Genomic DNA, 21,883 nt, shown 5'->3' on the forward strand with positions numbered 1-21,883 from the left:
AAAATGACCGGTTGCCCTCGAAGCCCCCTTTTTGCAATCCCAATGGAGTCAAGTCAATGAAGGTTCTAGTGCCTGTCAAACGGGTCGTCGATTACAACGTCAAGGTGCGCGTGAAGAGCGACGGCACCGGGGTGGACATTGCCAACGTCAAGATGAGCATGAACCCGTTCGACGAGATCGCCGTGGAAGAAGCGGTTCGCCTGAAAGAAAAGGGCGTGGTCACCGAGGTGATCGCAGTTTCTTGCGGCGATGCCAAGTGCCAGGAAACCCTGCGCACCGCCATGGCCATCGGCGCCGACCGCGGCATCCTGGTCGAGACCACCGAAGAGCTGCAGCCCCTGGCCGTGGCCAAGCTGCTCAAGGCCCTGGTCGACAAGGAACAGCCCCAGCTCGTGATCCTGGGCAAGCAGGCCATCGACGACGACGCCAACCAGACGGGCCAGATGCTCGCCGCCCTGACCGACCTGCCGCAAGCCACCTTCGCCTCCAAGGTCGAAGTGGAGGGCGGCAAGGCCACCGTGACGCGCGAAGTCGACGGCGGCCTGGAAACCATCCAGCTGAGCCTGCCGGCCGTCATCACCACCGACCTGCGCCTGAACGAGCCGCGCTACGTCACCCTGCCCAACATCATGAAGGCCAAGAAGAAGACGCTCGACGTCTTCAAGCCCGAAGACCTGGGCGTGGACGTCAAGCCCCGCCTGAAGACCCTCAAGGTCAGCGAGCCGCCCAAGCGCGGCGCCGGCATCAAGGTGCCCGACGTCGCCACCCTGGTGGACAAGCTCAAGAACGAAGCCAAAGTGATCTGAGGAAGACAACGACATGACCGCACTAGTTATTGCCGAACACGACCACGCGACCGTCAAGCCCGCGACCCTCAACACCGTGACCGCGGCCCTGGCCTGCGGCGGCGACGTGCACGTGCTCGTCGCCGGTGCCAATGCCGCCGAAGCCGGCAAGGCCGCCGCCCAGATCGCCGGCGTGGCCAAGGTCATCGTGGCCGACAGCCCGAGCCTGGCCGAGAACCTGGCCGAGAACGTCGCCGCCCAGGTGCTGGCGATTGCTGCCAACTACAGCCACATCCTGTTCCCCTCGACCGCCAACGGCAAGAACGTGGCACCCCGCGTGGCCGCCAAGCTGGACGTGGCGCAGATCTCCGACATCACCAAAGTCGAAAGCCCCGACACCTTCGAGCGCCCGATCTACGCCGGCAACGCCATTGCCACCGTGCAGAGCGCAGACCCGATCAAGGTGATCACCGTGCGCACCACCGGCTTCGACGCCGCGGCCGCCACCGGTGGCAGCGCCGCGGTCGAAACGGCCGAAGGCGTGGCCGACAGCGGCAAGTCCAGCTTCGTGGGCCGCGAGGTCACCAAGAGCGACCGCCCCGAGCTCACCGCCGCCAAGATCATCGTCTCGGGCGGCCGGGCGTTGGGCAGCGCCGAGAAGTTCACCGAAGTGATGACGCCGCTGGCCGACAAGCTCAACGCCGGCCTGGGCGCCAGCCGCGCGGCGGTGGACGCGGGCTACGCCCCCAACGACTGGCAGGTGGGCCAGACCGGCAAGATCGTCGCGCCGCAGCTGTACATCGCCTGCGGCATCTCCGGGGCCATCCAGCATCTGGCCGGCATGAAGGATTCCAAGGTGATCGTGGCGATCAACAAGGACGAGGAAGCGCCGATCTTCTCGGTGGCCGACTACGGGCTGGTGGCCGACCTGTTCACGGCGGTGCCGGAACTCGTCAAGGCGCTCTGACCGCGTCGCAGGGTTGACAGGCCCTGATTGAGCCAGAGGGCATCGTTCGCGATGCCCTTTTCGTATCCGCAGTATCTGGAGACAAGACCATGAGCTACACCGCCCCCCTCAAGGACATGCTGTTCGACATCGAACACCTGGCCAACATCGGCGAGATCGCCAAGCTGCCCGGCTTCGAGGATGCCGGCCTCGAAACCGCGCAGGCGGTGCTCGAGGAATGCGCGCGCTTCAACCAGGACGTGGTCGCGCCGCTGAACGTGGCGGGTGACCGCAACCCGTCGTCGTTCAAGGATGGCGAAGTGGCGACCACGCCCGGCTTCAAGGAAGCCTTTGCGCAGTACGTGTCGGGTGGCTGGCAGGGCCTGCAGCATCCGGCGGACTTCGGCGGCCAGGGCCTGCCCAAGACCATCGGCGCGGCCTGCGGCGAGATGCTCAACTCGGCCAACATGAGCTTCGCGCTGTGCCCGCTCCTGAGCGACGGCGCCATCGAGGCGCTGCTCACGGCCGGCTCCGACGAGCTCAAGGCGGTGTACCTCGAAAAGCTGGTGAGCGGCCAGTGGACCGGCACCATGAACCTCACCGAGCCGCAGGCCGGCAGCGACCTGGCCATGGTGCGCAGCCGCGCCGAGCCGCAGCCTGACGGCACCTACAAGGTGTTCGGCACCAAGATCTTCATCACCTATGGTGAGCACGACATGGCCGAGAACATCGTGCACCTGGTGCTGGCCCGCGTCACCGGCGCGCCCGAAGGCGTGAAGGGCATCAGCCTGTTCGTGGTGCCGAAGTTCATCGTCGGCAAGGACGGCGCGCTGGGCGCGCGCAACGACGTGCATTGCGTGAGCATCGAGCACAAGATGGGCATCAAGGCCTCGCCCACTGCGGTGCTGCAGTACGGCGACCACGGCGGTGCCGTCGGCTATCTCGTTGGCCAGGAGAACCGCGGCCTCGAGTACATGTTCATCATGATGAACTCGGCCCGCTACGCCGTGGGGATGCAGGGCATCGCGATCGCCGAGCGCGCTTATCAACATGCCGTGGCGTACGCGAAAGACCGGGTGCAGAGCCGCCCGGTCGATGGCTCCATCAACGCCAGCGCCCCCATCATTCACCACCCCGACGTGAAGCGCATGCTGATGACGATGCGCGCCTATACCGAAGGCTGCCGCGCCATGGCTGCGGTGGCCGCCGCAGCCTACGACGCTGCGCACCACCACCCCGATGCCGACGCGCGCAAGCAGAACCAGGCCTTTTATGAATTCATGGTGCCGCTGGTCAAGGGCTACAGCACCGAGATGAGCCTGGAAGTGACCTCGCTCGGCGTGCAGGTGCACGGCGGCATGGGCTTCATCGAGGAGACGGGCGCGGCGCAGTATTACCGCGACGCCAAAATCCTCACGATCTACGAAGGCACCACCGCCATCCAGGCCAACGACCTCGTGGGCCGCAAGACGGCGCGCGACGGCGGCCAGACCGCGAAGGCCATTGCCGCGCAGATCGAGAAGACCGAGGCCGAGCTTGCCAAGAGCGACAGCGCGGCCGCCGCAGCCGTCCTCAAACGCCTGAAGGCCGCACGCGAAGCATTCGTCGACGTCGTCGATTTCGTCGCGGGCCAGACCAAGGCATCGCCGAATGCGGTGTTCGCGGGCAGCGTGCCCTACCTGATGCTCGCGGGCAACCTGGTGGCCGGCTGGCAGCTCGCGCGCTCGCTGGTCATTGCACAAGACCTTGCATCCCACAGCGTCGATGTCGATTTCATGCAGGCCAAGGTGGCCACGGCACGCTTCTACGCCGAGCACATCCTCAACAAGGTGCCGGGCATCCGCGACAGCATCGTCGACGGCGCCGAGAGTGTCACGGCCCTGGCGCTCGACGCGTTCTGACCTACGGCCTGCCGTGTCGCCCACCTGACGGGCGATGCGGCCTTCCTCTTATATAAAACCGAAACCTTATCCCGGAGACGACATGTCCAAGCTGCCCCCCGTGCTCGCCAACCTGCCGCTGCCGATCATCGGTTCGCCGCTGTTCATCATCAGCAACCCGAAGCTCGTGATCGCCCAATGCAAGGCGGGCGTGGTCGGATCGATGCCGGCACTCAATGCGCGGCCCGCAGCGCAACTCGAAGACTGGCTGGCGGAAATCACCGAGGAACTCGCGGCCTACAACAAGGCCAATCCGGACAAACCCGCCGCGCCGTTCGCCATCAACCAGATCGTGCACAAGAGCAATGACCGCCTCGAACACGACATGGAAATGGTCGTGAAGTACAAGGTGCCGATCGTCATCACCTCGCTCGGCGCGCGCACCGACGTGAACGACGCGGTGCACAGCTACGGCGGCGTCACGCTGCATGACATCATCAACAACAAGTTCGCGCAGAAGGCGATCGAGAAGGGCGCCGACGGCATCATTGCCGTGGCGGCCGGTGCCGGCGGCCATGCAGGCACGAAGAGCCCATTCGCGCTGGTGCAGGAAATCCGCCAGTGGTTCGACGGCCCTATCGCGCTGTCGGGTTCCATTGCCACCGGCGGCGCGGTGCTCGCGGCGCAGGCCATGGGCGCCGACTTCGCCTACATCGGCACCGCCTTCATCGCCACCGAGGAAGCACGCGCGAGCGACGACTACAAGCAGGCCATCGTCGACGGCACCTCCGACGACATCGTGTATTCCAGCCTCTTCACCGGCGTGCACGGCAACTACCTGGCGCCCAGCATCGTCAAGGCCGGCATGGACCCGGCCAACCTCCCCGAAGGCGACGTCAAGACCATGAACTTCGGCGGCGGCGAAGGCAGCAAGGCCAAGGCCTGGAAAGACATCTGGGGCTCGGGCCAGGGCATCGGCGCCGTGACCGAAGTGGCCAGCGCGGCCGCGTTCATCGAAAAGCTCAAGCGCGAATACCTGGAAGCAAGGCAGCGGCTCGCACTTTGAACGGAGCGCCCAACCTGGCGCCTTCCGCAGAGCTCGCGCAGCGCGGGCGCATGCCGCTGCTCGACATCGCGAAAGGGATCGCCTGCGCGGTCATCGTCGGGCACCACCTGTCGCGCTACGGCTCGATGCCGGTGGGCGCCTTTCCCCTGGCGCCGGACTTCCTGGGCTGGCTGGCCGATGACGGCCGGCTTGCGGTGCAGGTCTTCCTGGTGATCGCGGGCTTTCTCGCGGCGGCCAGCCTCGCGCCCGACGGCGTGCTGCGCGTCGACCGTCCCCTGGCGCGCATCCTGCAGCGCTATGGGCGCCTGGTGATGCCGTACCTGGCCGCGCTCACGGTGTGCGTGCTGGTGGCTGCGCTCGTGCGTCCGTGGATGAGTGGCGACGACGTGCCGGCATCGCCCAGCATCGGCCAGTTGCTCGCGCACGGATTGCTGATGCAGGACCTGCTGGGGTACGAGTCGCTGTCCACCGGCGTCTGGTACGTGGCCATCGACTTCCAGCTGTTCGTGCTGGCATTGACGCTCATGGGGCTGCCCGCCATGCTGCGGCGGCGAGCGGCCGCACCGGCCTCGCGCGAACGCTGGATTCCCATCGCGCTGGTGCTGGGGGTGGCCATGGCCTCGCTGGCGGTTTTCAACCGCTACGCCGACCTGGACAGCACGGCGTTCTATTTCTTCGGCGCCTATGGCCTCGGCATGCTGGTCTTCTGGATCGGGCGCGCCACGCGTGCCAGCACCTGGCACAGCGCCATCGTGCTGCTGGCGCTGGCCGGCGCGGGCGCACTGGCCATCGACTGGCGCAGCCGCATTGCCACGGCGCTCGTGAGCGCGTTGCTGATCGCGATCGCGCAGCGGCAAGACTGGCTGTCGATGGCGCGCTGGCCAGGCGCGGCCATGCCCCTGCAGCGCCTGGGCCGCATTTCGTACTCGCTGTTCTTGATTCACTTTCCGGTGCTCCTGGCCACGAATGCCGCGGTTGGCCAGGTGGGCCCGCATGCGGCCTGGATCGATGCGCTGGGCATGGCGGCCACCTTCGGGCTTTCGGTGGCGGCCGCGCTGCTGCTGTACCGCTGGGTCGAGGTGCGACCGGCGTCGTGGCGCGCGGTCGCTGCATTGTTCGCGGCGCTGCTGGTCAGCGGGGTGCTGGTCTCGTCCTGACCTGAAAGCCCCTGCCGCAGGCAGCGCGGGGGTGGCCGTTTTCACTGAAATGGTTGCAAGAGGGCGCCGGAGCGGTCACGCTCCGGTTGCTTCGCTGGTTATTCGCCTTTGATATGATCGCGAATATTCAGTAAATACTGAAAATACAAAATATCAAGGAATGATCGAACATCCTTCGCCACGGCAGCCGCTGCAGGTTTTTTCGCTGCTGGATGCCGCGAGCCTCGTGCAGGGCGTGGCGGCCCTCACGTGGCTTCCGCAGGCGGCGCTGCTGGCCATGGGCGTTCAGGGGCTGGCATCGGGGCAGGGGGTTTCGGCGGTGCAGTGGCCGGCTTGCGGCATCCTGCTGCTCGGCGTGCTGCGGGCTGTTGGCGAGGCATGGGGCGCACGGCGCATCTTCGGGCGCGCCAGGGCGCAGCTCTCGGCGCTGCGCGCGCAAACCGCTTTCGCGCTGGCGGCCGGTTCGCCGCTGGACCGCGAACGTGCCGCGTCCGGGCGCGCGGCCAGCGTGCTCGCCGAACAGGCGGAAGCGCTGGTGCCTTATCTCGTGCGCTACCGGCCCGCACGCTGGCGTGCAATGGTGGTCCCGGTCGTCATCCTGGGGGTGGTTGCCGGCTTTTCCTGGGTTGCCGCGCTCGTGCTGCTGGCCGCCGCCCCGCTCATTCCGCTTTTCATGGCCATCGTCGGCTGGCGCGCCAAGGCGGCGAGCCAGGCGCAGATGGTCGAAATGGGCGGCATGAACGCCTTCCTGCTCGACCGCCTGCGCGGGCTCGCCACGCTGCGTGCGCTCTGTGCGGTGGATGCCACCGCGCAGCGACTGGGCGAGGCCACGCAGTCGCTGCGGGAGCGGACCATGGCAGTACTGCGTATCGCCTTTCTCTCGTCGGCGGTGCTGGAGCTTTTCTCGGCGCTGGGCGTTGCCATGGTGGCGGCCTACGTCGGCTTCCATCTGCTGGGCGCCTTGGGTTTCGGTGCCTGGGGACGTCAGTTGAGCCTGGGAGAAGGCCTGTTCATCCTGCTGCTTGCACCGGCGTTCTTCGAGCCGCTGCGCGAACTCTCGGCGGTCTGGCACGATCGCGCGGCCGGCGAGGCGGCGCTGCAGGCGCTCGACGCGCTGCGCGCCCGCGCATTGCCGCTGCCTGGAGCGGATGCCCCGGTCGCCAGCTCTGCGACGGGGGTGCTTCGCGCAGGCTCCGCGCCTGCCATCGTGATCCGCGACCTGCATTTCGCATGGCCGGGCGAGCAGCGCCAAGTCTTCGATGGCTGCGATCTGCGCATTGCGGCCGGCGAGCACGTGGCGCTCACGGGCGCGAGCGGCACGGGCAAGACGGCGCTGCTGTCGCTGATGGCGGGGCTGCTGCCGGCCACGCGCGGCGAAATTTCCATTGGCGGCGTGCCGCTGTCCGATCGCACCGTGGGTGCGCTGCGCCGGCGCATGGGCTGGATGGGACAGAAGCCGCACGTGTTTGCGGGCTCGGTCGAGTTCAACGTCGCACTCGGGCGCGCAGGCGTGGATCGCCCGCAAGTTGCGGCCGCGATGCATTTCGCCTCCCTCGAGACAGTGGCGCAGGCGCACCCGGAGGTGGCGCTGGGCGAGGGCGGCATCGGCTTGTCGGGCGGGGAGGCGGTGCGGCTGGCGCTGGCGCGCATCGCGGTCCATCCGCATGCCGACCTGCTGCTGGTGGACGAGCCCACCGCCCACCTCGACACTGAAACCGCCAGGCACGTGGTGAATGCGCTGCTGGGCCTGGCCCACGGAAAGACCCTCGTCGTCGCCACGCACGATCCGGTCCTGGCGGCGCGCATGAACCGCTCCATCTGTCTCGCCGCCGAACCGGCCGCCGAAGCCTTGGAGCGTGCCGCATGAGCACCGTCCGGCCGCCCGAAGGCGCTCGGCACCGCAGCCGGAGCGACTGGCGCGATCTCCGGCTGGTGCTGCGGCCCTTCGTTGCAACGCAGCCTCGCGCGCTGTTGTGGGGTGGACTGCTGGCGGCGGTCACCGTGCTGGCAGGCATGGCCTTGCTCGGCCTGTCGGGCTGGTTCATCACCGCGACGGCGCTGGCCGGCCTGCATGCGGCCACCGCCTTTACCTTCGACGTGTTCATGCCCTCGGCCGGCATCCGGCTGCTCGCGCTGGGACGCACCGCATCGCGCTACGGCGAGCGACTGGTCACGCACGATGCAACTTTCGGTGTGCTGGCGGCATTGCGCGTGCGCCTGTTCCGCGGCTGGGCGCGCGCCGGCGCGGCGCGCGAACTGATGATGCGGCCGTCGCGGCTGTTGTTCCGGCTGACCTGCGACCTCGACGCGCTGGAGTCGCTCTATCTGCGGTTGCTCGTGCCCGCCGCGGCGGCATTGGGCGCGGCGCTGCTCGCGGGCGCGGTGCTCGGGCTCATGCACGTCGGCGTGGGGCTTGCGTTGCTGCTGTGGCTGGTGGCCGTCGGCTGGGGCATGGCGCTGTTCATCGCGCGGCGCGCCCGGCGCCCGGCCCTGCGCCGCGCACATGCCATCGAGGCGCTCCGGGCCCGCACTGTCGACCTCGTCGCAGGCCAGACCGATCTGGTGATGGCGGGGCGTGCCGACGCCCAGCGCGAAGCGTTGATGAACGCCGATGCGCATCTTGCCAAGGCCGACCTCGCGCTGAACAGGCTCGAGACTTCGGCCGGCGCTGCCTACGGAGTGGCCGGCACGCTGACCCTGGTGGGTGTGCTGCTGGCGGTGGGCACGCTCATGGGCGAGGGCGCCATCGGCGCACCTGCCGCGGTGCTGGGGCTGCTCGTGGCCCTGACGGCAACGGAGCCTTTCGCGGCCCTGCGGCGCGGTGCGCTCGACGCCGGCCGCACCTGGCTCGGGGTCCGGCGCCTCGGGCCGCGCATGGCGCCGGACGAGGTGCAGCCGGGCGTCGCGGTCGAATCCCGAGTGCATTCCTGCGCGGTGAGCCTGGCCAACCTGAGCGCGGCGCACTCCGGCAGCGGTGTCCCCGCGCTCAACGATGTCTCGCTTGACATGGCCCCGGGCGAGCGGGTGGCGCTGATCGGCGCGAGCGGCGCGGGCAAGTCGACACTGCTCTCGGTGATTGCCGGAGAGATCGTGCCGCAGACGGGCATTGCGTACGCACAGCCTTCATGCCTTCTGACCCAGCGCACCGAACTTTTTCAGGACAGCCTGCGCGACAACCTCCGGCTCGCCGATCCGACCGCGGACGACACCCGTCTCTGGAACGCATTGCAATCCGCCGGCCTTGCCAGCGACGTGCGTTCTTTTTTCCCCGCCGGCCTCGATACCGCGCTGGGTGAAGGGGGCCTGGGCCTCTCGGGTGGGCAGTCGCGCCGGCTCGCGCTGGCGCGCCTGCTGCTGCGCCCGGTGCCGCTCTGGCTGCTCGACGAGCCCACGGAGGCGCTGGATGCCGCCATTGCGCACGACGTGCTTCGGCGCCTGTGCGCGCAGGCCGGCCCGCGCACGCTGCTGATCGCCACGCACCTGCGGCGCGAAGCCGCGCTCGCCGACCGCCTGGTGTGCATGCGGCAGGGGCGCATCGTTGCCGAGCTGCGGCGCGGCAGCTCCGCCTTCGATGCCGCGCTGAACGCATTGCGGCCCGACTGAAGCCAACGACAGAAACAGGGAACACAAAGGAAGCACCCATGGACCTCGACATCGTCGCGCTATCGCGCCTGCAGTTCGCCGTCACGGCGCTCTACCACTTCCTGTTCGTGCCGCTGACGCTCGGCCTGTCGATCATTCTCGCGATCATGGAAACCGTCTACGTCATGACGGGCCGCGTGATATGGCGCGACATGACCAAGTTCTGGGGCGTGCTGTTCGGCATCAACTTTGCGATGGGGGTGGCCACCGGCGTGGTCATGGAGTTCCAGTTCGGCATGAACTGGAGCTACTACAGCCATTACGTCGGCGACATCTTCGGCGCGCCGCTGGCCATCGAGGGGCTGATGGCTTTCTTCATGGAAGCCACCTTCGTGGGCCTGTTCTTCTTCGGCTGGGACAAGCTTTCCAAGGTAGGCCACCTGATCGCCACCTGGGCCGTGGCCATCGGCTCCAACTTCTCGGCGCTGTGGATTCTCATTGCCAACGGCTGGATGCAGAACCCCGTGGGCGCGGCCTTCAATCCGCAGACCATGCGCATGGAGGTGACCGACTTCTTCGCGGTGCTGACCAACCCGGTGGCGCAGGCCAAGTTCGTGCATACCGTGTCGGCGGGCTATGTGTGCGCGGCGGTGTTCGTGCTCGGCGTGTCGGCCTGGTATGTGCTGAAGGGGCGCCACCTGGAACTGGCCAAGCGCTCGATGACGGTCGCGGCCTCGTTCGGCCTGGCGGCGTCGCTGTCGGTGGTGGTGCTGGGCGACGAGAGCGGCTACCTTTCCACCGAACACCAGAAGATGAAGCTCGCCGCCATCGAGGCCATGTGGGAGACGCATCCCGCGCCCGCGGCCTTCACCGCCTTCGGTTTTCCTGACCAGGAAGCGCGCGAGACGCACTACGCGATCCATATTCCAGCGGTGATGGGCCTGATCGGCACGCGCTCGCTCGATACCGTGATCCCGGGCATCGACGAGCTCGTAAAGCGCGCCGAGGTGCGCATCCGCGAAGGTATCAAGGCCTACGACGCGCTGCAGCAGATCCGGGCCGCCGGCAGCACGCAGACCGTGACGCAGGGCGTGCGCGACACCTTCGAGAACAGCGGCGCCGACATGGGCTATGCACTGCTGCTCAAGCGCTATGTGGACGACCCCCGCAACGCCACGCCCGAGCAGATCACCAAGGCCGCATGGGACACCGTGCCGCAGGTGGCGCCGCTCTTCTGGCTGTTCCGGATCATGGTGGGCATCGGCATGCTGCTGATCCTGCTGACGGCCACCTTCTTCGTGCTTTCGGCGCGGCGCCGGCTCGACCGCCACCGCTGGCTGCTGAAGGCCGCGGTGTTCGCCATACCGCTGCCGTGGATCGCCATCGAGTCCGGCTGGCTGGTGGCGGAGTTCGGCCGCCAGCCCTGGGTGATCGAAGGCGTGCTGCCGACGGCGGTGGCCGTGTCGAACCTGGGCGTGAAGACGCTGCTCCTCACGCTCGGCGGATTCATCGCCATCTACACCGCGCTCTTCATCATCGAGATGAAGCTGTTGTTCAAGGTGATACGCAAGGGGCCGGAGGCCGAGCATGCGCCCGATGTCGGCGAAACCCGCTCGCATGTTCCGCCAGTTCGCGCCATTCCGGCTTCAGGGAGCTCTTCATGATCCTGCATCAACTCATCGACTACGACACGCTTCGAATCATCTGGTGGGCGCTGATCGGCGTGCTGCTGGTCGGCTTTGCGGTCACCGACGGGTTCGACCTGGGAAGCGGCATCCTGCTGCCGTTCGCCGCACGCACCGACCTCGAGCGGCGCGTGGTCATCAACAGCGTGGGCCCGGTGTGGGAGGGCAACCAGGTGTGGCTGATCCTTGGCGGCGGCGCCATCTTCGCGGCCTGGCCGCAGCTGTACGCGGTGTCGTTCTCGGGCTTCTACCTGGCGATGTTCGTCATTCTCACGGCGCTCATCCTGCGGCCCGTGGCCTTCAAGTTCCGCAGCAAGCGCGAGTCCCCGGCCTGGCGCGCGCGCTGGGACGGGGTGCTTTTCTTCAGCGGCCTGGTGCCGGCGCTGATCTTTGGCGTCGCCGTGGGCAACGTGCTGCAGGGGGTGCCGTTCCGCTTCGCGACCGACATGCACATTCACTACGACGGCAGCTTCTTCGCGCTGCTCAATCCGTTCGCGCTGCTGTGCGGGCTGGTGTCGGTCGCGATGATGGTCGTGCACGGCGCGGCGTGGCTGCAGCTCAAGACCGCGGGCCCGGTGGCCGAGCGCGCGCGCCGCTGCGGCAGCATTGCCGCCGTGGCGGCTGTCGTGCTGTATGCGCTGGCAGGCGTGTGGATGGCTTCGGCCATCGGCGGGTACCGCATCACCAGCGCGGTCCAGATGGTGGGACCGTCGAATCCGCTCTTGAAGACCGTCGAGCTGCATGCGGGCGCATGGCTTGCCAACTATGCGGCCCATCCCTGGACCATGGCCGCGCCGGTGACGGGGTTCGTCGGCTTGCTGGTTGCGCTGGCGGGCCTGCTGCTGCGCCGACCGGTGCTCGCGCTGCTGGCGGCCGCGCTCGGCATTGCCGGCATCATCCTGAGCGTGGGCGCATCGATGTTCCCGTTCATCCTGCCGTCGTCGATCGACCCGCGCGCCAGCCTCACGGTGTGGGACGCGTCGTCGAGCCACCTCACGCTCTTCATCATGCTGGTGGTCACGGCCTTCTTCATTCCCATCATCGTGGCCTATACCAGTTGGGTGTACTACGTGCTGTGGGGCAAGGTCGACGAAAAAGCCATCCGCGAAGAGAGCGGGCACGCGTACTGAAAGGACGAAAAGAGATGTGGTACTTCGCCTGGATTCTCGGCCTGCCGCTGGCGGCCGCCTTCGCCGTGCTCAACGCCATGTGGTACGAGCTCATGGATGACGACGCCATCCGCAAGGAAAAGCTCGCCATGCCCGAAGCGTCGCAGGGGCAGGAGCGGCTTTGATGCCGCCTCGGTGCGGTCTCAGCCGGCAGCCGGCTTCTTCTTTTTGGGAGCGCTGCCGGTGATGCGGTCCTTGAGGCCCAGCACCTTGGTCACGGTGGCGCCCATGCCCATCAGCTGCATGGCGGTTTCGGGCGCGAGCCGCTGGACGTCGTCGAACCATTTCATCAGCCGGTCGATCAGCTCGTGCATCTCGCGCATGCGTTGCTGCGCATGGCGCTCCGCGTCGCTCGTGGGCGACTCGAGCAGGGCATTGCGCAGCATGGAGAGCGTGGGCTCGATCTCGCGGCGGCGGCGCTCCTCGGCCAACACGCGAAAGATTTCCCATACGTCCGCCGGCGCCTCGAAATATTCGCGCCGGTCGCCGGGGTGGTGGCGCAGGTGCACCAGCCGCCAGGCCTGCAGCTCCTTCAAGCCCATGCTCACGTTGGAGCGCGAGAACTCCAGCAGCTCGGCAATCTCGTCGGCGTTGAGCGCGCGCTCCGACAGGAAAATGAGCGCGTAGATCTGCCCGACGGTGCGGTTGATGCCCCACTTGCTGCCCATCTCGCCAAAGTGGGCGACGAACTGGCGGTTGAGCGGGGGCAGGTCGGGTGCGGTGGCCATTCGCGGATTGTCGCGCGAGTTTGCTGGAGTTTCGGTAGCTTCTGAAAACTCACTCCAACCGCGATCCGGCCAGGTGGGCGCGGGCGCTCAGCTGCCGGACAGGCTGCGCGCCGCGCCCAGCATCTCGTGCGTGTCGTGCGCCATCACCGCCAGGAATGCCAGCAGGCCGATGTAGTACACGCTGTAGGTCACCCGCGTTTCGGTGGACACGGCGTAGTACTGCTGGTTGGCCGGGTCCTTCGGGTCGTACTTCCAGGCCCGCATCACCTGCGGCGCGGCGAGCAACGCCACCAGGATCAGCATCGGGCTCGGGCGCCAGAAGAACAGGCCCGCGAGTACCGGCACGCCCAAGAGCCAGACGCGCGGCGTGAGCACCGCGGTGATCCGCCCGCCGTCGAAGGGCGAGAGCGGGATCAGGTTGAAGAGGTTGATGAAGAAGCCCGCATAGGCCAGCGCCAGCAGCAGCCGGCTGTCCGATTCGCGCGCCACGAAGTAGCAGGCCAATGCCGCGAGGCTGCCGAGCAGCGGACCGCCGAAGCCGACCCAGGCCTCGGTCTCCACGTCGTGCGGTTGGTCCTTGAGCTCGATCCATGCGCCGACGAAGGGAATGAAGGTGGGCAGGCCGACATGGAGGCCGCGCTGCTTCGCCGCAAGGTAGTGCCCCATCTCGTGGATGAAGATGAGCGCCACGAAACCCGCCGCATAGCGCCAGCCGAAGACGAAGGCATAGGCCACCACCGAGAGCAGCATCGTGCCGCCCGACAGCAGCAGCTTGCCGAGCTTGCCCGCGCTCAGCAGAACCAGCAGCAGCTTCACCATGGTGCCTGTCTCCTGTCGCTCTTCAGGCCTTCTTCTTGAAGAGCTTGGCGATGCCCCAGAGCGCCGCACCGCCCGCCACGACCGCGATTTTCGCGAACTTGGCCAGGAAGGCCAGGGCGAGCGCGAAGAAGCCCAGCTTCTTCACGGCAACGCCCGCCACCAGCGCGGCCAGGCCGTAGGCTGCGACCTTGTCGGTGGACGAATTGAAGTCTGCGTACTTCTTGCCGTCGTCATACTGCAGCGCGCCGAGCAGCTTGGCGGCGTCGGGCTTGTACGTCTCGAGGTCCTTCGCATTGGTGATGAGGTTCAGGCTCATGTAGCCATCGCGGCCCAGCGCGTAGGTGTTGTAGTTGACGCCCTGGTTCTCGCCGGTGCTGCCCTTGTTCTTCGAGAGGGCCGACCAGACCAGGCGGTGCGTCGAGGCTTCGTACTGCGGCTTCTGCGCCCAGCCCGTGACCTCGATGCTGGCAATGCCGCGCTTGGCGCGTTCCTCGTTCGCGGCCTCGGTGCCTTCCTTGAGGCTCTTGAGCAGGTCGTCGGCGTTCCAGTCCTTCGCGTCGTCGTCCTTGATGTAGCCCTCTTTCACGAACTTGACGACCGCCATCCAGTCGGCGTCGTCAGACGGGAAGATCACTCCGATGAAGGTGTCATCGGTCCGGTTGCCCATGCTGCGCATGAGCTGCGCAGCCGCGGGCGTCGGCACCCAGACGTAGCCGGCCGGCAGGTGCAGGTGGGCCTGGTCGCGCAGGGCGATGTCGGCGGGGCCGGCCTTCTGCACGGCCTTCGCGGCCTTGAAGGCCGCCTCCTGCTCGGCCTCCAGAGCGTTGGCGGTGGAGGTGGGGGGAGCCGTGGAAGTGGCGGACGCCGCGGCGTTGCCGATGTTGGCGGCCGCAAGCGCGCACGCGAACAGCAGGCCGGCCGTCAGGCGGGCCGCAGGGGTATGAATACGCAAGTTCTCTCTCCTCGGTTGTTGTCGGTTTTTGTGAGACGCGAGGAGTGTATCGGCGCCAGGGCGGCGCCAAAACGGCGTGTGAGGGCCGCGTTCAGGGCCAGGGCGTGGGCGGCGGAATTTCGCACACCGGCTCGACGTCGATGCTCTTGAAGTCGGCCGGCGAGACGATCTCCAGGTATTCCATGTCGGGCGAGTAATCGAACAGGAAATGGCGGATGCCGGGCCGCTGGTGCACCACGTCGCCGGCTTCGACCAGGGTTTCCTTGTCTTCATACATGAAACGGGCCCAGCCCTTGAGCATGATCACGATCTGGAAGTCGGCCTCGTGGCGGTGCCAGCCGGTGCCCGTTTCCGGTGCCATGTTGGCCTTGACGAGGTGCGCGATGACCTTGCCGTTGGTGGCCTCTGCAATGCCCAGGTCGCGGTAGAGAAAGAAATCGCGCAGGCCGCCCGAGACGTACTCGGTGTCGCCGGGTTTGACGTGGGAGAACTGGGTGGTGGTTCGGTCCAGCATGGGGCGCTCCTTCGCAGGTTTGGATGAGATGCTGCGGTGCGGTACGCATAAAGCGTTCCCAAAAGGGGCTGGCTGCGAGATACTCAACCATATGGTTCACTCAGACGCTGCCACCCTGGATGCGGTCTTCGCCGCGCTTTCGGATCCGACGCGCCGCACCGTGCTCGAAACGCTGGGCGAGCGCAGCCTCAGCGTGACCGAGCTCGCCGAGCCGCATGGCATGTCGCTGACCGGTTTCATGAAGCACCTGCGGGTGCTCGAGGATGCCGGTCTCATCTCGCGCACGAAAGAGGGCCGGATCGTGCGCTGCGAGCTCTCGCCGCGGCCCATGCAAGAGGCGGCTGTGTGGTTGTCGCGGTACGAGAAATTCTGGACCGGGCGCCTCGATGCGCTGGCGCGCTATCTCTCTCACCAAGAGGAGACCGAATGGCAAAACCTGTCGCACCCGCCAAAGAGCGACCCTCGCTCACCCTCCGCAGGCACTACCCCGTCGCCGCCGAAAAAGTCTGGCGCGCGTGGACCGACCCGCAAGCGCTGAAAGCCTGGTTCGGCCCCGAGGAGATCGCCGGGCGCGTGGCCGGCTTGCCCGCATTGCCTCTGCGCTGGCGAAGACCCATACTGCAGGCTCCACGACGAGACGATGAACGGAGCCTCCCATGAGCAACGAACTTCGCAAGAAGCTGCATGACCTGGCGGAACTGTCCGAAAACACCACGGACCCGCAGACCAAGGCCATCATCGAGGCCATACGGCTGCAGACCGCCGTGCTGAACGAGCGGCTCTTCTCCATCGAACTGCAACTGGGCACGCTCACCCGGCGCATGGAAAACACGACTGAGTGAGTGGCCGCCGCTTTGTGGGGATAATCCCCGCCATGAGCGGCAACACATTCGGAACTCTCTTCGCAGTCACCAATTTCGGCGAGTCGCACGGCCCGGCTATCGGCTGCGTGATCGACGGCTGCCCGCCGGGCATGGAACTGAGCGAAGCCGACATCCAGGGCGACCTCGACCGCCGGCGCCCCGGCACCAGCCGCCACGTCACCCAGCGCAACGAACCCGACGCGGTGCAGATTCTTTCCGGCGTCTATGAAGGCAAGACCACCGGCACCCCGATTGCGCTGCTGATCCAGAACACCGACCAGCGCAGCAAGGACTACGGGCAGATCGCCCAGCAGTTTCGCCCCGGCCATGCCGATTTCACCTACTGGAAGAAATACGGCATTCGCGATCCGCGCGGCGGCGGGCGTTCTTCGGCACGGCTCACGGCGCCCATGGTGGCGGCCGGCGCGGTCGCCAAGAAATGGCTGGCCGAGAAATACGGCATGGTGTTTCGCGGCTGCATGACGCAGATCGGCGAGATCGCCATTCCGTTCGAGAGCTGGGACCATGTGCCCAACAACCCCTTCTTTGCGCCCGTGGCCGACGTGAGCGAGCTCGAGGCCTACATGGACCGCCTGCGCAAGGCCGGCGACTCCTGCGGCGCGCGCATTCGCGTGACGGCCACCCACGTGCCCATCGGTTTGGGCGAGCCGCTGTTCGACAAGCTCGACGCCGAGATCGCCTACGCGATGATGGGCATCAACGCAGTGAAGGCGGTCGAGATCGGCGCCGGCTTCGACAGCATCACCCAGCGCGGCACCACGCACGGCGACTCGATCACGCCCACGGGCTTCGCCACCAACAATGCGGGCGGCATCCTCGGCGGCATCAGCTCGGGGCAAGACCTGGAAGTGAGCATCGCGATCAAGCCCACCAGCTCGATCATCAGCCCGCGCCAGTCCATCGACATTCACAACAATCCCGTCGAAGTGGTGACCAAGGGCCGCCACGACCCGTGCGTCGGCATTCGTGCGACACCCATTGCCGAGGCCATGCTTGCGCTGGTGGTCATGGAGCATGCGCTGCGCAACCGCGCACAGTGCGGCGATGTGCAGGCGCAGCAAGCCGACAAGATCGAAGCCGCGTCCCCGCAGGCGTCTTTCCTCTAGTGTCGGTCCCGCCACCAGTGGCCGCCGGGCGCGGCCACCTGCTGGCGTTCGCTGGTCTGTCGGCCAGCTATTTCGCGCACATCGGCTTCTTCAACCCCTACCTGCCGCTGTGGCTCAAGGACCTGGGGCTGCCGATCTTCACGATCAGCCTGCTGGCGTCGGTGCAGTCGATCACGCGGGTATTCGCGCCCTATGCCTGGGGCGCGCTCAGCGATCACACGGGCCAGCGCGTGAAGCTGCTGCGCTTCAGTGCGGCGGTGGCGCTGGCCAGCTCCTTCGGGCTCTGGTGGCACGGCGGCGCCTGGTGGCTGGCGCTGGTGCTGCTGGTGATGTTCACCCACACCAGCTCGATGATGTCGCTCACCGAGGCCGCCATGGCGCAGCTGGTGGCGGGCGACTGGGGGCGCTACGGACGCATCCGGCTGTGCGGCTCGGCCGGCTTCCTGGTGACAGTGTTCTTTGCGGGCGAGTGGTTCGAGCGCTTCGGCATGAAGCACTTTCCGGCCTGGGCGGCCGGCACGCTGGCCGTCGTGCTGATCGCGACGATGAAGCTGCCCGACATCCGCGAGCCTGTGGCAGCGCACGATGCGGTCAAGGAGCCCATCGGGCCGGTGCTGCGCATTCCGGCCGTGCGGTGGTTCTTTGCATCGCTGTTCTTCCAGGTGATGTCGCATTTCTCGGTCTACGCATTCTTCTCGCTTTACCTCGATTCGCTCGGCTACGGCAAAAGCGTCATCGGCCTGCTCTGGGCGTTGTCGGTGGTGGCCGAGATCGTCTGGTTCTTTCTGCAAGGCCGGCTCATCGGCCTTTTGCCGATGCCGCGCTGGATGCTGGTGTGCGGCATTGCCGCCGTGGCACGGCTGGGCCTGACCGCGGGGCTGGGCGGCTGGATCGCGGCGCTGGTCGTGGCACAGGGGCTGCATGCGCTGAGCTTCGCGGCGCACCACACCACCTGCATCGCCGTGGTGTCGCGCCGCTTCCCCGGCCGGCTGCGCGGGCGCGGGCAGGCGCTCTTCACGGTGATTGGCTACGGATTTGGCGGCGTGCTGGGCGTGCTGCTCGGCGGTGCGGTTGCGCAGGAATTCGGCTACCGGACCATGTTCGCGCTGGCGGCCTTGCTGGCGGCGGTGGGCAGCCTGTGTGCGTGGCGGGTGGTGAGGCTGGAGCGGCCGACACGGCCAGGTGTGGTTTGAAGAGCGCCGTAAGCCGCCCGTCTTCCGAATTCTGAATTTCAAAAGAATTCCGCGATCTGGATCTTCGCGCTCACGCGCTATTTCTTCTTACATGAATTGTTTGCCGTATTGCAGAGGCAGGGTTCGGCGCATCTCGCACGGCCCGTGGCATTGGACGGCCGGTCGGAAGTTTTGCACATCCTCCCTCAAAGATTAATTCCTTGCATTGGCTTTTACGATAAATCAACATTTAAAATAATTGTGAAAAGATGCAATGGGAGGTGAGCATGAAGCTCAATTTGAAAACAATATTCTTATTGAATGAATTCGCATTAGGCGGTTTGTCTTATTGGCTTGCCGCGGCACCGCAATGAGCCGCCGCGTCACGATACAGACGCCCCTTGGCGAGGCGTTGCAATTTCGCCAGTTGGTAGGCCGCGAGGCGTTGAGCCAGCTCTATGCCTTCGACATCGAGCTGCTGGGCAGCAGCAATGCCATCGACCCGAAAGCCTTGCTCGGCAAGGCCTCCACCGTGGCGGTGGAAACCGAAAGCGGCGGGGTGCGCTACCTTGGCGGCATCGCGACCCGTTTCGGGCTGCAGCAGGAAGACGCGCGCCATTCCTTCTATCGCCTGCAACTGCGGCCCTGGCTGTGGCTTGCCACGCGGCGCAGCGACTTCCGCATTTTCCAGGGCAAGAGCGTTCCCGAAATATTGACGGACGTGCTCGGCAGCTACGGCTATCCCATCGAAAAGAAGCTCAGCCGGGGCGACTACCGCCGCTGGGACTACTGCGTGCAGTACCACGAGAGCGACTTCAATTTCATCTCGCGCCTGTGCGAGCTCGAGGGCATCTATTACTACTTCAGGCATGAGGCGTCGCAGCACGTTCTGGTGTTTGCGGACGACATCGCAAGCTCGCACGGCCCGCTGCCCGGCGGAGAGTCGGTGCGCTACCACCCGCTCGAAAAATCCGGCATGGGCCAGCGCGAACGCATCTATGCCTGGGAAACCGCAGAAGAGGTGCGCGCGGGCCATCACTACAACAACGACTACGACTTCGAGAAGCCCAAGGCCGACCTCTCGCACCTGCGGCAGATGCCGCCCGGCCACGACCACGACGGCTACGAGAACTACGAGTGGCCCGGTGGCTTCGTGCAGCACGCCGATGGCGAAACCTATGCGCGACTTCGCAACGAAGAGCAACTGGCCCAGCGCAGCCGCGCCAGCGGGCGCTCCAACCTGCGCGAGCTTGCCACCGGCCACACGCTGCGCCTGACCGGCCATCCCCGCGCCGACCAGAACCAGCAGTACCTGTTGCTGAGCGTGAGCTACCACCTGCAGGAGAACCTGCAGGCGAGCGAGGGGGCGGAAGCCACCGAGGGATCGGTGCAGCGCTTTGCCTTCGACGTGCAACCCACCAGCCTGGCGTGGCGCCCGCAGCGCACCACACCCAAGCCGCGCACCCGCGGTCCGCAAACCGCCATGGTGGTGGGGCCGGCCGGCGAAGAAATCTGGACCGACCAATACGGCCGCATCAAGGTGCAGTTCCACTGGGACCGCCTCGGCAAGGACGACGAGAACTCCAGCTGCTGGGTGCGCGTGTCCACCGCCTGGGCGGGTGCCACTTTCGGCGCGGTGTCCGTGCCGCGCATCGGCATGGAGGTGATCGTCGATTTTCTGAACGGTGATCCGGACTACCCGATCGTGACGGGCTGCGTCTACAACGCCGACACGATGGCGGCATGGCAGTTGCCGGAGCAAAAGCACCTGTCGGGCATCCGCAGCCGCGAACTCGGCGGTGGGCGCGGCAATCACCTGGTGCTGGACGACACCAACGGAAAGATCCAGGCGCAGCTGCGCAGCGACCACCAGGCCAGCCAGCTGAGCGTGGGGCACATCGGCCGCATCGAAGACACCGCAGGGCGCAAGGAGCCGCGCGGGCAGGGCTTCGAGCTGCGCACCGACGGACACGGCGTGGCGCGCGCGGCCAAGGGCCTGCTGGTGACCACCGAGCCGCGGCCCAACGCGCAGGCGCACACCACCGACATGGGAGAGACCGTCGGCCGCCTCACGCAGGCGCGCGACCTGCATGAAGGCCTGAGCGAAGCGGCCCAGGCCGCAGAGGCGCACGACAGCGGCGACCAGGACGAAGTCGCCAAGGGCCTGAAGGAGCAGAACGACGCCATCAAGGGCCAGGGCGGCAATCGCGAGCAGGGCGACTTTCCCGAGTTCCAGGAGCCGCACCTCACGCTGGCCAGCGCCAAGGGTCTGCAGACCGTGGCGCAGGGCTCCACCCACATGGTGAGCAACGAGCACAACGCGCTCACCAGCGGTGGCCATACCAGCGTGAGCGCGGGCAAGAGCTTCCTGGTGAGCGTGCAGAGCGCCATCCGCATGTTCGCCTCCAAGGCCGGCATGCGGCTGGTGGCGGCCAGCGCCGATATCGACATCAAGGCGCTGAAAGACAGCGTCAACGTGCTGGCCAAGCTCAACATCACGCAGACCGCTAACAAGATCACCATCCACGCGAAGGAAGAGGTGGTCATCAACGGCGGCTCCAGCTACAGCCGCTGGAGTTCGGGCGGCATCGAGCACGGCACCTCGGGCACCTGGCGCGAGCACGCCGCGGTGCACAGCCTCGTGGGCCCGGCCAGCGAGGGCAAGCCTTCGCTGCCCAACCCGCCGCAACTGCCGAAGGGGCAGCTCGACCTGTACCACCAGTACATCAAGCCGACGGGCGAAAAGCACCAGGGCGTTGCGCAGGGCGACTTCACCGTGGTCGATTCGGAAGGCGGCACGCACGCCGGCACCTTCGACCGCAACGGCTTCGCGACCGTGTCGGGCCTGCCGATCGGCACCGCGAAGGTCAGCTTCGGCAAGGACCCGCGCGATCCGTGGGAAGAGGGCAGCTACTTCGGCACGCCCAAGGATTGGAAGGCCAAGGAACCTGTCGGCGGCGGGGCCGATGCGGCGGGTAGTGCGCCAGGTCTTTCCGGCATTCTGGGCAGTGCGGGCAATCTTGCCGGGCTGGCCGGTTCAGCCGGCGGCGCGGCGGGCGCATTGGCGGGCGTCGCCGGAATGAACAGCAAGGCCGCGGGCATGCTGGGCCAGGTCACCCAGGCGGCGGGCATGGCGCAGCAGGCCGTGGGCGCAGCGCAAGCCATCCAGCAAGGCGGCGCCAAGGCGCTGCTGGGCCAGGCGAGCCAGGCTGCGACAGGCATGGCGATGCAGGCCGCCGGCGCGCGGCTCGGGCCCATGGGCGCGCCTGTCGCTGGCATGGCGACGAATATGGCAGGCAGCGTCGCGAGCGGCGGCATTCCGGCCGGCATCAAGACGGGCATTGCCACGGCCGGCACCAATCCCGCGCTTGCGGCGCGCACCCCTGGCTTCATGGGCTGACGGCCGCACCGCGTGTATTTCGAATAACAAGACGGCTC

At 66.9% G+C, this 21,883-nt stretch carries 20 protein-coding genes; 16 read left to right on the forward strand and 4 right to left on the reverse strand.

Going from position 1 to position 21,883, the window contains the following annotated elements; all coding sequences use genetic code 11:
• Positions 1-56 precede the first annotated feature (56 nt).
• The 10 genes from ACAM55_RS08260 to cydX all read left to right on the forward strand — a co-directional run bounded on the left by ACAM55_RS08260 (position 57) and on the right by cydX (position 12,395).
• The gene (locus ACAM55_RS08260; protein ID WP_369655548.1) at positions 57-806 is read left to right on the forward strand and encodes an electron transfer flavoprotein subunit beta/FixA family protein; all 750 of its coding nucleotides are present in this window, start codon (positions 57-59) and stop codon (positions 804-806) included.
• Positions 807-819: 13 nt separating this feature from the next.
• Complete coding sequence (locus tag ACAM55_RS08265) at positions 820-1,752, forward strand: electron transfer flavoprotein subunit alpha/FixB family protein (protein WP_369655549.1); 933 nt, start codon at positions 820-822, stop codon at positions 1,750-1,752.
• A gap of 89 nt (positions 1,753-1,841) precedes the next feature.
• Positions 1,842-3,632 carry an acyl-CoA dehydrogenase gene (locus tag ACAM55_RS08270; protein ID WP_369655550.1) on the forward strand — a complete coding sequence of 597 codons (1,791 nt, stop codon included), beginning with the start codon at positions 1,842-1,844 and terminating at the stop codon, positions 3,630-3,632.
• Positions 3,633-3,714: 82 nt separating this feature from the next.
• Positions 3,715-4,677 carry an NAD(P)H-dependent flavin oxidoreductase gene (locus ACAM55_RS08275; RefSeq protein ID WP_369655551.1) on the forward strand — a complete coding sequence of 321 codons (963 nt, stop codon included), beginning with the start codon at positions 3,715-3,717 and terminating at the stop codon, positions 4,675-4,677.
• Complete coding sequence (locus ACAM55_RS08280) at positions 4,674-5,834, forward strand: acyltransferase family protein (RefSeq protein WP_369655552.1); 1,161 nt, start codon at positions 4,674-4,676, stop codon at positions 5,832-5,834. Before ACAM55_RS08275 ends, ACAM55_RS08280 begins: the two co-directional genes overlap by 4 nt.
• A 160-nt stretch (positions 5,835-5,994) precedes the next feature.
• Positions 5,995-7,701, forward strand: a complete 1,707-nt coding sequence (gene cydD / locus ACAM55_RS08285) for a thiol reductant ABC exporter subunit CydD (RefSeq protein ID WP_369655553.1) — start codon at positions 5,995-5,997, stop codon at positions 7,699-7,701.
• Complete coding sequence (locus ACAM55_RS08290; RefSeq protein ID WP_369655554.1) at positions 7,698-9,437, forward strand: amino acid ABC transporter ATP-binding/permease protein; 1,740 nt, start codon at positions 7,698-7,700, stop codon at positions 9,435-9,437. The genes cydD and ACAM55_RS08290 overlap by 4 nt, the downstream gene beginning before the upstream one ends.
• A 38-nt stretch (positions 9,438-9,475) precedes the next feature.
• Positions 9,476-11,080 carry a cytochrome ubiquinol oxidase subunit I gene (locus tag ACAM55_RS08295; protein ID WP_369655555.1) on the forward strand — a complete coding sequence of 535 codons (1,605 nt, stop codon included), beginning with the start codon at positions 9,476-9,478 and terminating at the stop codon, positions 11,078-11,080.
• A complete protein-coding gene (cydB, locus tag ACAM55_RS08300) occupies positions 11,077-12,231 on the forward strand; it encodes a cytochrome d ubiquinol oxidase subunit II (RefSeq protein WP_369655556.1) in 1,155 nt (384 codons plus the stop codon). The genes ACAM55_RS08295 and cydB overlap by 4 nt, the downstream gene beginning before the upstream one ends.
• A gap of 14 nt (positions 12,232-12,245) precedes the next feature.
• Positions 12,246-12,395, forward strand: a complete 150-nt coding sequence (gene cydX / locus ACAM55_RS08305; protein WP_369655557.1) for a cytochrome bd-I oxidase subunit CydX — start codon at positions 12,246-12,248, stop codon at positions 12,393-12,395.
• Between the two features lie 18 nt (positions 12,396-12,413).
• On the opposite strand, the gene ACAM55_RS08310 is transcribed toward cydX, so the two are convergent.
• From ACAM55_RS08310 to ACAM55_RS08325, 4 genes are all read right to left on the reverse strand, one after another.
• Positions 12,414-12,998 (reverse strand): GbsR/MarR family transcriptional regulator, encoded by a 585-nt coding sequence (locus ACAM55_RS08310; protein ID WP_369655558.1) that lies wholly within the window; start codon positions 12,996-12,998, stop codon positions 12,414-12,416.
• A gap of 87 nt (positions 12,999-13,085) precedes the next feature.
• Entirely contained in the window at positions 13,086-13,817 is a 732-nt protein-coding gene (locus tag ACAM55_RS08315) for a site-2 protease family protein (protein WP_369655559.1), read from the reverse strand.
• Positions 13,818-13,839: 22 nt separating this feature from the next.
• Complete coding sequence (locus ACAM55_RS08320; protein WP_369655560.1) at positions 13,840-14,769, reverse strand: DUF2167 domain-containing protein; 930 nt, start codon at positions 14,767-14,769, stop codon at positions 13,840-13,842.
• A gap of 91 nt (positions 14,770-14,860) precedes the next feature.
• Positions 14,861-15,283 (reverse strand): cupin domain-containing protein, encoded by a 423-nt coding sequence (locus tag ACAM55_RS08325; RefSeq protein ID WP_369655561.1) that lies wholly within the window; start codon positions 15,281-15,283, stop codon positions 14,861-14,863.
• A 91-nt stretch (positions 15,284-15,374) separates the two neighbouring features.
• On the opposite strand from ACAM55_RS08325, the gene ACAM55_RS08330 reads away from it, so the two are divergent.
• From ACAM55_RS08330 to ACAM55_RS08355, 6 genes are all read left to right on the forward strand, one after another.
• The gene (locus ACAM55_RS08330; protein WP_369655562.1) at positions 15,375-15,821 is read left to right on the forward strand and encodes an ArsR/SmtB family transcription factor; all 447 of its coding nucleotides are present in this window, start codon (positions 15,375-15,377) and stop codon (positions 15,819-15,821) included.
• Positions 15,710-15,943 (forward strand): SRPBCC domain-containing protein, encoded by a 234-nt coding sequence (locus tag ACAM55_RS08335; protein WP_369655563.1) that lies wholly within the window; start codon positions 15,710-15,712, stop codon positions 15,941-15,943. The genes ACAM55_RS08330 and ACAM55_RS08335 overlap by 112 nt, the downstream gene beginning before the upstream one ends.
• Positions 15,940-16,125 (forward strand): hypothetical protein, encoded by a 186-nt coding sequence (locus tag ACAM55_RS08340; RefSeq protein ID WP_369655564.1) that lies wholly within the window; start codon positions 15,940-15,942, stop codon positions 16,123-16,125. Before ACAM55_RS08335 ends, ACAM55_RS08340 begins: the two co-directional genes overlap by 4 nt.
• Positions 16,126-16,157: 32 nt before the next feature.
• A complete protein-coding gene (gene aroC / locus ACAM55_RS08345; RefSeq protein ID WP_369655565.1) occupies positions 16,158-17,273 on the forward strand; it encodes a chorismate synthase in 1,116 nt (371 codons plus the stop codon).
• Positions 17,273-18,466: an MFS transporter gene (locus ACAM55_RS08350; RefSeq protein ID WP_369655566.1), complete on the forward strand. Its 1,194-nt coding sequence runs from the start codon at positions 17,273-17,275 to the stop codon at positions 18,464-18,466. The genes aroC and ACAM55_RS08350 overlap by 1 nt, the downstream gene beginning before the upstream one ends.
• Before the next feature lie 349 nt (positions 18,467-18,815).
• Entirely contained in the window at positions 18,816-21,845 is a 3,030-nt protein-coding gene (locus tag ACAM55_RS08355; RefSeq protein ID WP_369655567.1) for a type VI secretion system Vgr family protein, read from the forward strand.
• Positions 21,846-21,883 lie beyond the last annotated feature (38 nt).

This window comes from Variovorax sp. V213, assembly GCF_041154455.1.
In the GTDB taxonomy this organism is placed as follows: domain Bacteria; phylum Pseudomonadota; class Gammaproteobacteria; order Burkholderiales; family Burkholderiaceae_C; genus Variovorax.